The organism is Priestia sp. FW507-14D1A, from assembly GCF_058781295.1.
Genome location: NZ_JBYSWQ010000004.1, coordinates 73,377 through 85,674 on the forward strand (window position 1 = coordinate 73,377; position 12,298 = coordinate 85,674).

At 37.0% G+C, this 12,298-nt stretch carries 12 protein-coding genes; 3 read left to right on the forward strand and 9 right to left on the reverse strand.

Annotated elements, in window-relative coordinates; all coding sequences use genetic code 11:
• Nucleotides 1–30: 30 nt before the first annotated feature.
• The 7 genes from AC3WJG_RS16020 to AC3WJG_RS16050 all read right to left on the reverse strand — a co-directional run bounded on the left by AC3WJG_RS16020 (nt 31) and on the right by AC3WJG_RS16050 (nt 7,166).
• Complete coding sequence (locus tag AC3WJG_RS16020) at nt 31–363, reverse strand: EamA family transporter (protein ID WP_337134428.1); 333 nt, start codon at nt 361–363, stop codon at nt 31–33.
• On the reverse strand, nt 356–691 hold the full coding sequence (locus AC3WJG_RS16025) for an EamA family transporter (RefSeq protein ID WP_013059873.1): 336 nt from the start codon (nt 689–691) through the stop codon (nt 356–358). Before AC3WJG_RS16025 ends, AC3WJG_RS16020 begins: the two co-directional genes overlap by 8 nt.
• A complete protein-coding gene (locus tag AC3WJG_RS16030; protein WP_263033655.1) occupies nt 691–2,409 on the reverse strand; it encodes a DUF6020 family protein in 1,719 nt (572 codons plus the stop codon). The genes AC3WJG_RS16025 and AC3WJG_RS16030 overlap by 1 nt, the downstream gene beginning before the upstream one ends.
• 2 nt (nt 2,410–2,411) lie before the next feature.
• Nucleotides 2,412–3,350, reverse strand: coding sequence for a glycosyltransferase family 2 protein (locus AC3WJG_RS16035; RefSeq protein WP_013059871.1), 939 nt, complete (start codon nt 3,348–3,350; stop codon nt 2,412–2,414).
• A complete protein-coding gene (locus tag AC3WJG_RS16040) occupies nt 3,347–4,447 on the reverse strand; it encodes a glycosyltransferase family 4 protein (RefSeq protein ID WP_060745890.1) in 1,101 nt (366 codons plus the stop codon). The genes AC3WJG_RS16035 and AC3WJG_RS16040 overlap by 4 nt, the downstream gene beginning before the upstream one ends.
• 291 nt (nt 4,448–4,738) lie before the next feature.
• A complete protein-coding gene (locus AC3WJG_RS16045; RefSeq protein ID WP_060745889.1) occupies nt 4,739–5,524 on the reverse strand; it encodes an endonuclease/exonuclease/phosphatase family protein in 786 nt (261 codons plus the stop codon).
• A 4-nt stretch (nt 5,525–5,528) separates the two neighbouring features.
• Nucleotides 5,529–7,166: a PTS transporter subunit IIBC gene (locus AC3WJG_RS16050; RefSeq protein ID WP_337134429.1), complete on the reverse strand. Its 1,638-nt coding sequence runs from the start codon at nt 7,164–7,166 to the stop codon at nt 5,529–5,531.
• Between the two features lie 275 nt (nt 7,167–7,441).
• Here AC3WJG_RS16050 and pgmB point away from each other — a divergent pair, with 275 nt between their 5' ends.
• Nucleotides 7,442–8,149, forward strand: coding sequence for a beta-phosphoglucomutase (gene pgmB / locus AC3WJG_RS16055; protein WP_337134430.1), 708 nt, complete (start codon nt 7,442–7,444; stop codon nt 8,147–8,149).
• 88 nt (nt 8,150–8,237) lie between these two features.
• Entirely contained in the window at nt 8,238–9,107 is an 870-nt protein-coding gene (locus AC3WJG_RS16060; protein ID WP_098333900.1) for a Cof-type HAD-IIB family hydrolase, read from the forward strand.
• 33 nt (nt 9,108–9,140) lie between these two features.
• On the opposite strand, the gene pdxK is transcribed toward AC3WJG_RS16060, so the two are convergent.
• Nucleotides 9,141–9,965, reverse strand: coding sequence for a pyridoxine/pyridoxal/pyridoxamine kinase (gene pdxK, locus AC3WJG_RS16065; protein WP_028409729.1), 825 nt, complete (start codon nt 9,963–9,965; stop codon nt 9,141–9,143).
• A 357-nt stretch (nt 9,966–10,322) separates the two neighbouring features.
• On the opposite strand from pdxK, the gene AC3WJG_RS16070 reads away from it, so the two are divergent.
• Complete coding sequence (locus AC3WJG_RS16070) at nt 10,323–11,012, forward strand: hypothetical protein (RefSeq protein ID WP_225049787.1); 690 nt, start codon at nt 10,323–10,325, stop codon at nt 11,010–11,012.
• A gap of 62 nt (nt 11,013–11,074) precedes the next feature.
• Here AC3WJG_RS16070 and ald read toward each other — a convergent pair whose 3' ends face one another.
• On the reverse strand, nt 11,075–12,208 hold the full coding sequence (gene ald, locus AC3WJG_RS16075) for an alanine dehydrogenase (RefSeq protein ID WP_013059863.1): 1,134 nt from the start codon (nt 12,206–12,208) through the stop codon (nt 11,075–11,077).
• Nucleotides 12,209–12,298 lie beyond the last annotated feature (90 nt).

The window sequence follows — 12,298 nt, forward strand, 5'->3', positions numbered from 1 at the left end:
GCGAAACTCCTACCTTTTCAAGTTATCTCATCAACTATTAGCAATAAAGAAGCATCCGACAATTAAAAGAATACAGCCGATAACTTGTTTTGTTGTAACTTTTTCTTTAATTAAAAAGTAACCGAATGTTAATGTCCAAATATACGTAATAGACGTGAGCGGAAATACAATAGAATAAGGTAACAGCGTTAAAACATACACATTAAGCAGAGCTGCCGCCCCGTAAAAAAGGCCGCCACCCACAAAGCAAATAACCGCTAGCTTTATCTTTTTTTCATTTAAATACGTAGAAATATACTTGAAAAAGACAGCTCCAACTGAACCTAAAAGGGTCATAATAACTAAAAGCGGGATACTATTCATCTTGGCCACCTACTAAAATTACACCTACGATAATAATAAGAGTACCGACCAGCTTCATAGGGCTAATGGTTTCATTTAATAGAAAGAAACCAAGAGCAATGCTGATTACGTATCCTAGGCTTAAAAATGGATGAAGTAAGGAAACTCTTTCAAATTTAAAAGCGGCAATCATAAAAACCGCTCCTAATCCATAAAGAAAAAAACCAATAATTAAATTTAAGTTAAATGAAGCTTCGGACAACTTCCAAAAAAGTTGTCCAACAGCTGTAAACAGGGAAGCCACGATAATGAGTGTGATTCCTAGCTTTTTGTTGTAATTGCTCTCCATCAGGAGGTCACATCCTTTTCTTTCTGATCAAATCGGATAAAAGGAAGACCAATAAAGAAGAAAGACACAAATACGCTTGCTAATAAATATCGAAAATCTTGAGCCGGCAATGCCGCAAGAACAGAAAGCGTGTTAAGAGCCCAAGGAATGACGATAATAAGTGACGTAATTCCTCTTCGAATCACTAGCATTAATGAAAATAATAAAATGACACAGTGATAAAAAGCTGGTTTCCATAAGAATGTAAAAACAGGGTGCTTAAAAATAGCTAAGTAAGCATTGGCAGTATGCGTAATAAACGGCTCAATTACTTTATTTTTAAGACCTAAATCATTGCCGTAATAAATGTTGGTTACATACGTATCTGTGTAGCCATCTTTAAAAGGATTGATTTGCCATACTAAAGCTGTTTGTTTGAGAAAGCCTTCCGTTGCTAGATAAGGATTTTTGATAACAATGCTAGCATAATTCTTAAAGTAAAGACCTAAATCATTAAAAATAAACTTGCGGTCGTAGTATTTCCAAGTGAATTTAATAGGATCGCTTTTATATGGATTGTACTTTTCTTTCCACAATTCAATAGGGAGCACTTTATTAAAATATTCACGCTCTTCTTTTGACATCTGCCCATCATTTGAAATGATGTTTGCAATTTGTTGAGTTGGAATAGACAAAGCTTCATTTGGATCCGAAGGCTGTACATCAAGCCACGTGAACACAGGGCCTGTAACAATCTTTTGTAAAATAAAAACAACTAAGAAAATCGTGACAAGAGGTTTCCAATTTTTTCTGAATAAGACGATCATTAAAAGGAAAGTCAAAATAAATACAGGAAAACCATTATGTCTAAAGAAAGCTACTCCAAATGCGGAAAGTAAAAGTAAGAAAAAGCTTGCTTTGCTTTTAATCCAAGCACCTTTTGATAAATAGATTTTTGCAATATTCACTGTAAAAAACAGCAGAAAAGCACTGTATAAAATATCTTTCCAAATAATAATTGAAAAGATTAAAAAGCTTGGAATAATGACAATAATAGCTGTTAAAAGACCAATCATAACAGGATGTGCTTTGCGTTTAATGAAAAAGTCAAATGTATAGGCGTATATGCTTACTACAACAACAATTTGCGTGAACGCTACAATTCCTGGGTTATCCCATATTTTTGTCAGCAGCATAATCAGCCACGTAATCATAATAGGGTGCCAATCGTTAAATTCTCCGTTATGTGCCTGTCTCCACTGTGCTAATGAATCGGGAGTCATGGCCGCTGGGAAAAAGGCGAACCAGTAATATAGACTAACAGCTAAAATAAGAATCGTAACAATTCCTAGGTAACGCTTTGGGTGTGCAAATGTATAGTGAAAATCGTTTATTTGCTTGATAGCGCTGAGTACAGCGGCCGTCAGCAGCATTGCTAATAGAGTACGGCTGATGGCATACAAAACGAGTAAGAAAATAGTTGAGCTCGTCATATGTAAGTTATCTAAAAGTGAAAACTGTACGATAAACGAAAAAACAATTAGCAATAGCCATTCTAGCGGTTTAAATGAAGCATAAGCTCTATTTTTATAAATAAAAATAGAGCTTATGATGGTAAATACAAGTGCAGCAAAAAGGGAAAGATAGTGAACACCGTCTGGATTACCAATACTTAAACCGATAAGAATAATTAAAGCTGTTACTGTAAGCAGTAAAATACTTTTTTTATTCTTCATCATTGTTATTCTCCTACTTGTTCAATCTGTTCAATTTTTTTATTTAGTTCTAATTCATATTGCTTGCGGTTTAATGAAGCGATTGTATCTAGAATTAATCCACAGACGAAAGATAAAACACCTAACACCATCAATCCAGTTGCTAAGATAGATGACGGTACTTTGGTAATGAAGCCTGTATCAAAAAATTCATAAAGTACCGGAGCACCAACAGCTAATCCTGCGACAATAAACAACACTGTCCAAATGGAGAAGAACTGAAGCGGCTTGTACTCTTTAAATAACGTAAAAATCATTCGTAACACTTTAAATCCATCAGAGAACGTATTAAGTTTCGATTCGCTGCCTTCAGGTCGATCGCGATAATCGATCGCGATTTCTTTGAGACGGAAGCGTTTATCTAACGCGTGAAGACTCATCTCTGTTTCAATTTCAAATCCCGGGCTCATCACAGGTATTGATTTTACAAATAATTTATCGTACGCACGATAACCTGTCATGATATCTTTAATGTTACTTTTGTACAGGCCATTAATTAAAGAACGTACCAAGTTGTTACCAAAATTATGGAAAGCACGTTTGTTTTCTTCGAGATACGTTCCGTTTGATAAACGATCTCCAATGACCATGTTAGCTTCTCGATTTCTAATAGGCTCAATTAATTGATGAACGAATTCTGCAGGATACGTGTCATCTCCATCTACCATGACATAACAATCTGCATCAATTTCTTGAAACATCGAACGTACAACATTTCCTTTTCCTTGCTTGAATTCTTTTTTGACGATTGCCCCGTGTTCAAGTGCAATTTCACTTGTGCGATCTTTTGAATTGTTATCGTACACATAAATATCTGCACTAGGCAGTTCGCGTTTGAAATCGTCAATTACTTTTCCAATTGTTACTTCCTCGTTATAACAAGGAATTAAAACTGCGACTTTCATTTTTCCACCTCATCAAAAAAAATTGTTGGGAGTTGTTCAGCAATTACATCTACTGTGTAGCGGTTTGCTGTTTGTAACGCCTGTTGAGACATTTGCTGCTTCACATCTTCAGGAAGATTAATAAAAGCCTGTAGCTGTGAAGCTAGTTCCTCTACATTTTTAGGCTCAAAGAATAGACCATTTTTTCCGTCTATAATGTAATCTTTTAGACCACCAATCTGACTCCCAATTACGGGTGCTCCGCAAGCCATAGCTTCGAGGCCGACTAAGCCCAAACTTTCTCCTTTTCTTACGGTCGGAAACACGAATGCTTCAATCGCATTATATACGTAAGCAAGAGAGGACTGAGGAAGGAGAGGGAAATGGATGACTTTTTCCTCTAGACCTAGAGTCTTGATCATTTCCTTAAAGGCCGCTTCATCTTTTCCGCTTCCAACGTATAGGTATTTGTAAGAAGTGGGCATTTGTTGTTCAGCTTTTGCAATTGCTTGCAGGTAGTATTCCCATCCTTTACCCACATCAATGCGGCTTACACATCCAAGATAACGGATAGTAGGGTCCAAGTTTAGTTCTTGATAAGCTTTGCTTTTATCTGCATAAGGGTGAAACAGATCTTTATTCACTCCTCCGCTTGGAAAAATATAAATTGGGTTATGAACCTTATATTTCTCTTCAACGAGCCCTTTATAATAAGGAGAAGGAGTAATAATTTTAGTGGAATGTTGCAATAAGTCATTTACTCTTGGCTGATACTTTTCCTGTGAAGGTACTTCAGGTACAACGTCTGAACCATGAACGTTTGTCACAATCCTCACATTCTTCTTTAGCTTTTTAAGAATCAGCAGCGGAAGAGCATTATGAGATGCATAATGTACGTAAAGGTAGTCGTAGTTTTTTGTCAAGCCCGTCAAGACGACATTAGCATAATGAGAAGCATAGCTAAAAAGCTTGCTTAATTTACTTGTCTTTTTTTGCATGACAATTTTATCAACTTGAATACCATGTTGAACTAAAATTTTTTCAGTGTTTTGAACAAATACACCATAGCTCGGGAATTGTTCCGAAGGATACATATTTGAAATCAACAAAATTTTCATGATTGTTTCACACCTATTTTTCTTTATTAGTTTATGATAATGACAACGGGTGTTCATTTAAATAGAGCTTACATGTATCGTCTTACTATTAAGTTGAGCGATTTCATTGATAAACATGCAAAAATGGGTTGCATATCGCCAACATCACAATATTATAGCACACCTACTTTTTAAAATGCGAAAGTTTATCGGACACTTCTAAAACGATAGATAAAGCAGTAAAGAAGATGATTTTCACATCATCATAATCACACGAAAAAAAGCGAACGCTATTGGTTCGCTTTATGTTACTTATTTCACTTCAACGCTTACCCCAAAATGGTCGGAAACAACGGGATAATGTATGCCGTTAAACACCACAGTTGATGAATGAATATCCTGCGCATGACTCGATAGAATTAGATCAAGGCGCAGTGCCCGTTCATTATCATCCCATCCAGCAATGTTACCTTTAACTGTAATACCGCTGTCTTTTTTGTTCGATAGATTATACGTATCATAGAGGCCTTGGCTCAATAGGTAGTCGTAACCTTCATTTCGTCTATGAGCGTCATTATTAAAGTCTCCGAGTAGGAAAAATGGGTTATCTTTGTGTACATGAGCTAGCAGCGTATCAACTTGCTGCTTGAACGGCTCTTCCTCGTCATCCCACCAGCCAAGATGACAAGAATAAAACGTAAGAAGTTCTTTTTCATATTCGATTGTGGCTCCAACAATTCTTCTCGTTTTCCAATAGTCAATATTTGACGTTTGTGAAACAAAAAATGAATGCTCTTCAATAATCGGGTGTTTCGTTAAAATGGCAATTCCTTCTTCATACACTTCATAGCCTATATGAGATAAATCCCATACCAATTGATAGTCTTCACCTTGCTTACCCAGTTCTTTTGCTAAAAGCCAAGCGTAATTATCGCTGCGAATGTAGTCATATACATAAGGTGCGTCTACTTTTTGGCTCACTTCCTGTAAAGCAATGACATCATATTTTTCTTTTTTAATTACTTCAGCTAGACAAGATAACTTGTCTAGCTGATTTTCCTCTTGCCAAGAGTGGCAATTTAACGTTAATAGCTTCATTATGTTAAGCTCCTAACAAATCTTGAATGTCGGATTTCAAAACATCCGCTTTAGGTCCATAAATAGCTTGTACCCCTTTATCTTTCAAGATTAAACCAAGGGCTCCGTTTTGTTTCCACTCACTTTCTCCTGCAACGGCATGTATATCTTTTACCGTTACACGTAAGCGAGTCATACAAGCATCAACATCTTCAATATTGTTTTCTCCGCCAAGCAGTTCAATAATGACTGGTGCAAGCGAATCATTTTTTACCTTTTTGCTGCTTGTTGCAGTTGTTTCTTCATCAATATAGTTTCCGTTACGTCCCGGCGTTGGGAAGTTAAAACGTTTAATTAAGAAGTTTGCCACTCCAAAATTTAAGCCAAAGAATACAAGGCAGGCGATGACAAAGTTCATTAAGTCAGCCCATAGTCCGGCTTTGATAATCATTGGTGTACGTGTTAATAGTTCAATTACGCCAAATGAGTGTACGCGAACATGAACAATATCAACAATGGCAAAAGCCAGTCCCGTCATAATTGCATATACGACATATAAAAGAGGTGCTGCGAACATGAACATAAATTCGATCGGTTCTGTTACGCCTGTTAAGAAAACAGCTAGTCCAGCTGAAAGGAACATTGAACGATATTTTGAACGTTTGTCAGGATCTACGTTACGATACATTGCTAAAGCGATTCCAATTAGCGACGCACAAGACAAAATCATCTGTCCTACTTTAAAGCGTGCAGGTGTAACGTCATGTAATAACTGCTTGTAGCTTTCCATATCTCCTGCAGCGCGGAAGTTATTTAAATCTGCAATCCAAGCAAGCCATAAAGGATCTTGACCGGCCACCGTGGAACCTGCTCCAGAACCTGTTAAAATTTTGTACGTTCCGCCTAGCTCCGTGTAGTTCATAGGAACTGTCAGCATATGATGAAGACCAAATGGAAGAAGCAGACGTTCTAATGCTCCGAAAATAAATGGTGCTAGAATAGGAGCTGTATCTCTAGATGTTGCAATCCACTGTCCGAAGCTGTTTAATGAACCTTGGATAAACGGCCATACAATGGATAAAAGCAGTGCCGTTACAACTGAACCGCCGATGACCACAAATGGTACGAAGCGCTTGCCGTTAAAAAACGAAAGGGCTTCAGGCAATTTATCATAGTTATAATATTTATTGAATAAATTTGCGCCTAAAAAACCAGCGATAATTCCTACGAATACTCCCATGTTAAGAGCGGGAGCTCCTAAAATAGATGTGAAGTAGTCTTTTACTACTAATTCTTGTCCAAACAGTGATTGAACCGTTGCTTTTGGATCTGAAAGCATTTCTGCTTGAACTCCGAAAATAGCTCCTGTAATTCGGTTAATAAGAACGAATGCAATAAGTGCAGCAAATGCACCTCCAGCACGTTCTTTAGCCCAAGACCCCCCGATGGCAACAGCGAACAAGATGTGAAGATTTGTAATGATACCCCAGCCTATATCTTCCATCACGCGTGCAATTGTTTGTACAGCAGTGATGTCTCCCCCAGTCATTGCAACTAGCTTTCCAAGTGAAATCATAATACCAGCTGCGGGCATAACCGCTACTACTACTAATAAAGCCTTACCAAATTTCTGCCAAAAATCAAATGAAAAGAACTTTTTCATAGTTTTTCCCCTTCCCCTATGTATGGGTTTTCATTTTATTTTTTGATAAACTATATTTCTAAGATAGTGCAACCGTTTGCATAACCTTATTGTAATAAAAGGGCTTTCATAATGCAAGACTGTAATTTCTCTTTTTTTGAAAAATTTATTCATAAATCATAAATGATGAAAAAAAATTTATGATAAAGTGAACGATATCAACGGTATTTTAACATGATGGAATGTAATCAAAGCATTCAAGTAATGGCATAAAGACAAGTGCAGAGGAGGATAATATGAAAAAAGAAGGGGTACAAGCGATTATTTTTGATTTAGACGGTGTTATTGCAGATACGGTACATTTATATTATAAAGCAAATAAAAAAGTAGCAGATCAACTTAACGTTTCATTTTCTGAAGAACTGAATCAGCAGCTGCAAGGGATCAGCCGAGTGAAAACTGTAGAGCTCATTGCTGCACAAGGCAATGTACATCTCACAGTGGAAAAAAAAGAACAGCTTGCTGATGAAAAGAATAAGCATTATCAAGCATTAATAAAGGAAATGACAAAGAGTCACTTACTTCCAGGAATACAATTGTTGTTAGAGGATTGTGAAAAACAAGGTATTAAAATGGCGATTGCTTCTTCTAGTTCAAATGCAAATACTGTAATAGATTCGCTAGGAATACGTTCTTTTTTTGATTGCATTGTGGATGTGAGAAAAATAAAGAAGGGAAAACCAGATCCAGAAATATTTTTGACAGCTGCCGATCAATTACAAGTAAAACCCTATGCATGTGTGGCGATAGAAGACGGAGAGGCCGGTATAAAAGCTATTAATCAAACAGATATGGTTTCTATCGGCGTTGGTAAGCATCTGAAGGAAGAGGATGTGAATTTTCACGTATATTCAACAGCTGATTTGCATTTAAAGACGATCAAAGAGGTTTTCGAAAAAGCAAGAAAAGGAACAGATTATAACAGCGCGTATACAAAAAATTAGTAAATCTTTTACATGCAAGTAGCAAAGCGCAAAAAAACATATGCTAGAATAAAGTAAGAGAGCAAAGATACATAGGAAGGGGTACATCATGATTAAATGTATTGCGATCGATATGGATGGAACGTTAGTAAATAGTGAACAAGTTGTAAGTAAAGAAAATGCCCAAGCGATTAAGACAGCTCAAAAGGCAGGGGTGGAAGTTGTTGTTGCTACGGGACGTTCTTATGAAGAGGCCCGCTATGTTTTAGAAGAAGCAGGACTTCATACATATTTAATTTGTGCAAACGGAGCAGAGCTTCGGAATCCACAAGGGGAAAAACAATATTCAGTAGGCATGACGATGGAATCTATTCGCGAAGTAGAGGATATTTTTAAGAAGTTTCAGCTGTACTTTGAAGTCTATACAAGTGAAGGCACGTATTCAAATGACTATGAAAAAGCTTTGTCGGTATTAATGGATATTTATTTAAGCGCTAGCTTAAAAGATAATTATGAAAAATCGTTAGAAGCGGCAAAAGAGCGTTTCAATAGCGGCAGAGTAAAGCTTATTGAAGAGTATGAAGCGTTGTTTCAAGATCCAAACAAGGACATTTATAAGCTGCTTGCTTTCTCTTTTGACCAAGAAAAGTTAGAACAGGCAAAAATAGAACTTGTGAAGTTAGATTCGATTGCAGTCAGTGCATCTGGTAAAGAAAATATTGAAATAAATGATGAAAATGCTCAAAAAGGAATTGCAGTTACATCATTTGTTCAAGAACGCCATATTTCTTTAGAAGAAACGATGGCCATTGGAGATAATTATAATGATGTATCAATGTTTCAGAGAGTTGGACGTGCTGTAGCGATGGGAAATGCACCTCAAGAAATTAAAGAGTTTGCCCATATCGTAACAGGAACAAATGACGAGCACGGCGTAGCTCAAGCTATTTTAAATGCGCTTGAAACAGTTAAACAATAAGCAAACTAAAAAGCATGCCTTTAGGCATGCTTTTTAGTTTGTTACCTTTTCTTTTTTACGACGGTACGCACCGTGATTTGTTGGTCCAACGTATTGATTTAAAGCAAACGAATGACGAATTGCTTCTGTAATAAATTCTTTTGCTGTATAAATAGCTTGTTTAACGTCACTGCCTTTTGCCAATTCAGCAGCAATCGCAGCTGAGTATGTGCATCCAGCACCGTGCGTAAATGTCGTTTCAATACGTTCAGACTCTAAGATTTCAAACGTCTTTCCATCATAAAGTAAATCGATTGCTTTTTCGTGCTCTAATTTACTTCCGCCTTTAATCAATACATATTCGGCACCAAGTTCAGAAATTTTCACGGCCGCTTCTTTCATTTTATCGACCGTTTTGATAGGACCAAGTCCGCTTAATTGACTAGCTTCAAATAAATTAGGCGTTACCACTGTTGCTTTTGGAACTAGTACATCACGCAAGCTGACAGTTGTTTCAGGGTGAAGCGCTTCGTCTTCTCCTTTACATACCATCACAGGATCTACTACGACATTTTTTAGATCATATTCTTCAATTGTTTTTGCCGCTAGTTCAATAATTTCCACTGAGCCAAGCATACCTGTTTTGAGAGCTTGTACGCCTACGCCTTTTACAATTGTTTTTAACTGTTGTTCAACAGTTGAAACTTCTTGTGGAAATACGTTATGAGACCAGCTGTTATCGGGATCCATTGTTACAATTGTTGTTAAAGCTGTCATTCCGTAAACACCAAGTTCTTGGAATGTTTTTAAATCCGCTTGAATGCCAGCTCCGCCGCTGCTGTCAGAACCGGCAATGGTTAATGCTTTATTCATTGTCATAAAAAATCCTCCCGTATTTTAAGTTCATAGAGAAAATAGAGTAAAACTTCCACCGGTCGGGTTTTAGCTGCCCAATGTGTTTTAGATAAATTTCTTCCATTCACTTTTTCTTATATTTTATCGCTTTTAATGTAGATATTCAATTTCTAAAAACTGTATGAATCGTAAGTGTATACTTTTGTCTTAGCCTCTTTTACCTTATGGTACAAGCACTCTTTCTTTTCATGAATAAAATAAAGAGAAACTTAAGAAAGGGTGGTTCACATAAAAAAACATTCTAATCATGACAGTTATAAAGACGATTCGTATTCTTTCAATAAATCACAACCTCGCAAAAAAAACCACAAAGATTATTATATGAATTCAAATTTAACAAACGATCACTTCAGAACTGTTAAGGCAGGCACTTTAAATGTTTGTATAATTGTATTACCAGGAGCTAAAGTTGATCGAAACTCCAAAGATAATCAGTCTATAGTTCCCAATCGTGTAAAAAGAGACATAGCGGCTGCTAATAAAATATGGAAACAATATGAGAAAAACCGATTAATCCAAGGTGTTACATTTACTATTACACGTTCAGTTGTTTTTTTGGAAAACATCAGTGGCATTGTTAGTAATGCGGAAAATTTTCCAGTTGGAGGGGCTAGTCATCTTACAATGGTACAAGCAATGCTTAAAACTGGCCGAAAGGTTTGTCAAAATGCTGATGTGTATGTATTTTACATGAATGGAAATAGATTTGGGCCTGTTAATTTTGACTATTCATCTACTCTCGCTGTAACTTATAACTCTTTTCCGCTTATTATTATGACAAATGCAAGTACAGATGAGTATCTTCTCGCACATGAATTGGGTCATTTTATGTTTATTACGAATCGATTTAACGAGACGGATGATCCAGAACCTTTTCATGAACTAGATGGAAATCATAATAAAACGCCTAGTAACCTTATGTTTCCTACTCCTGAATTCTGGCCAATAGTACCGGAGATTACCAGTGAACAGATACACAAAGCTTTAAATAGTCGTGTTTTTTATAGCTAATTGTTGTTCATGCAAAATAAAAACGCCCTTAACAGCGGGTTAAGGACGTTTTTCACTTTTTATTAGATAGAAGCTAATTCTTTTTCAAGAGCTACGTCTACTGATACATAATCATAACCTAAATCATGTGCAACTGCTTCGTACGTAATGGCTCCGTTTGCAACGTTCACTCCTAATTTTAACGCTTCGTTTTGAGCGATTGCTTTGTGAACACCTTTAGAAGCAATTTGAAGTGCGTAAGGTACCGTTACATTTGTTAGAGCAATCGTTGATGTGCGAGGAACTGCTCCCGGCATGTTTGCAACTGCATAGTGTACAACGCCGTGCTTTTCATAAGTCGGCTGATCGTGTGTTGTAATGTGGTCGATTGTTTCAACAATACCACCTTGGTCGATTGCTACGTCAACAATAACAGAACCTGGCTTCATTGTTTTCACCATTTCTTCTGTTACTAGTTTTGGAGCTTTTGCACCTGGGATTAATACTGCGCCAATCACTAAATCTGACTCCGCTACTGCATCCGCAATATTATAAGGGTTTGACACTAGCGTATTGATTTGGTTGCCAAAGATATCGTCTAATTGACGTAAGCGTTCAGGACTTAAATCAATAATTGTTACATCAGCACCGAGACCGATTGCGATTTTTGCAGCATTTGTACCAACACCGCCGCCTCCGATAATCGTTACTTTTCCGCGGCTAACTCCAGGAACACCCGCTAGTAAAATTCCTTTTCCACCGTTTGATTTTTGAAGGAATTGTGCACCGATTTGAGCAGCCATACGTCCTGCTACTTCGCTCATAGGCGTTAATAGAGGCAATGTACGATTTACTGCTACTGTTTCATAAGCAATGGCTGTTACGCCGCTATCTTTTAATGCTTTTGCTAGTGCTGGTTCAGCTGCTAAGTGAAGGTATGTGAATAAGATAAGACCTGGTCTAAAATAGCCGTATTCACTTGCTAGTGGTTCTTTTACTTTCATAACCATTTCGGCTTGTGCCCAAACGTCAGCTGCTGTCTCAACAATTTCAGCTCCAGCTTTTACATAATCTTCGTTTGTGAAGTTACTTCCAATACCCGCTTCATTTTCAATTAATACACGATGACCTGTACCAACAAATGATGCTACGCCTGCTGGTGTAATCGCTACTCGGTTTTCGTTGTTTTTGATTTCTTTTGGTACGCCAATAATCATGATTAATTTCCCCCTTGGTCGTTTGTGTACCTTTAGTATAAAGAAAGTTTTGTGAAATTTCTTTGTCTAGAAAGAAGAATCGAAGAAGTG

What these genes read in the sequence shown, in the direction of transcription:
- AC3WJG_RS16020 (WP_337134428.1), bottom strand. Translation starts at nt 363, where the DNA reads ATGAATAGTATCCCGCTTTTAGTTATTATGACCCTTTTAGGTTCAGTT.
- AC3WJG_RS16025 (WP_013059873.1), bottom strand. Translation starts at nt 691, where the DNA reads ATGGAGAGCAATTACAACAAAAAGCTAGGAATCACACTCATTATCGTG.
- AC3WJG_RS16030 (WP_263033655.1), bottom strand. Translation starts at nt 2,409, where the DNA reads ATGATGAAGAATAAAAAAAGTATTTTACTGCTTACAGTAACAGCTTTA.
- AC3WJG_RS16035 (WP_013059871.1), bottom strand. Translation starts at nt 3,350, where the DNA reads ATGAAAGTCGCAGTTTTAATTCCTTGTTATAACGAGGAAGTAACAATT.
- AC3WJG_RS16040 (WP_060745890.1), bottom strand. Translation starts at nt 4,447, where the DNA reads ATGAAAATTTTGTTGATTTCAAATATGTATCCTTCGGAACAATTCCCG.
- AC3WJG_RS16045 (WP_060745889.1), bottom strand. Translation starts at nt 5,524, where the DNA reads ATGAAGCTATTAACGTTAAATTGCCACTCTTGGCAAGAGGAAAATCAG.
- AC3WJG_RS16050 (WP_337134429.1), bottom strand. Translation starts at nt 7,166, where the DNA reads ATGAAAAAGTTCTTTTCATTTGATTTTTGGCAGAAATTTGGTAAGGCT.
- pgmB (WP_337134430.1), top strand. Translation starts at nt 7,442, where the DNA reads ATGAAAAAAGAAGGGGTACAAGCGATTATTTTTGATTTAGACGGTGTT.
- AC3WJG_RS16060 (WP_098333900.1), top strand. Translation starts at nt 8,238, where the DNA reads ATGATTAAATGTATTGCGATCGATATGGATGGAACGTTAGTAAATAGT.
- pdxK (WP_028409729.1), bottom strand. Translation starts at nt 9,965, where the DNA reads ATGACAATGAATAAAGCATTAACCATTGCCGGTTCTGACAGCAGCGGC.
- AC3WJG_RS16070 (WP_225049787.1), top strand. Translation starts at nt 10,323, where the DNA reads ATGAATTCAAATTTAACAAACGATCACTTCAGAACTGTTAAGGCAGGC.
- ald (WP_013059863.1), bottom strand. Translation starts at nt 12,208, where the DNA reads ATGATTATTGGCGTACCAAAAGAAATCAAAAACAACGAAAACCGAGTA.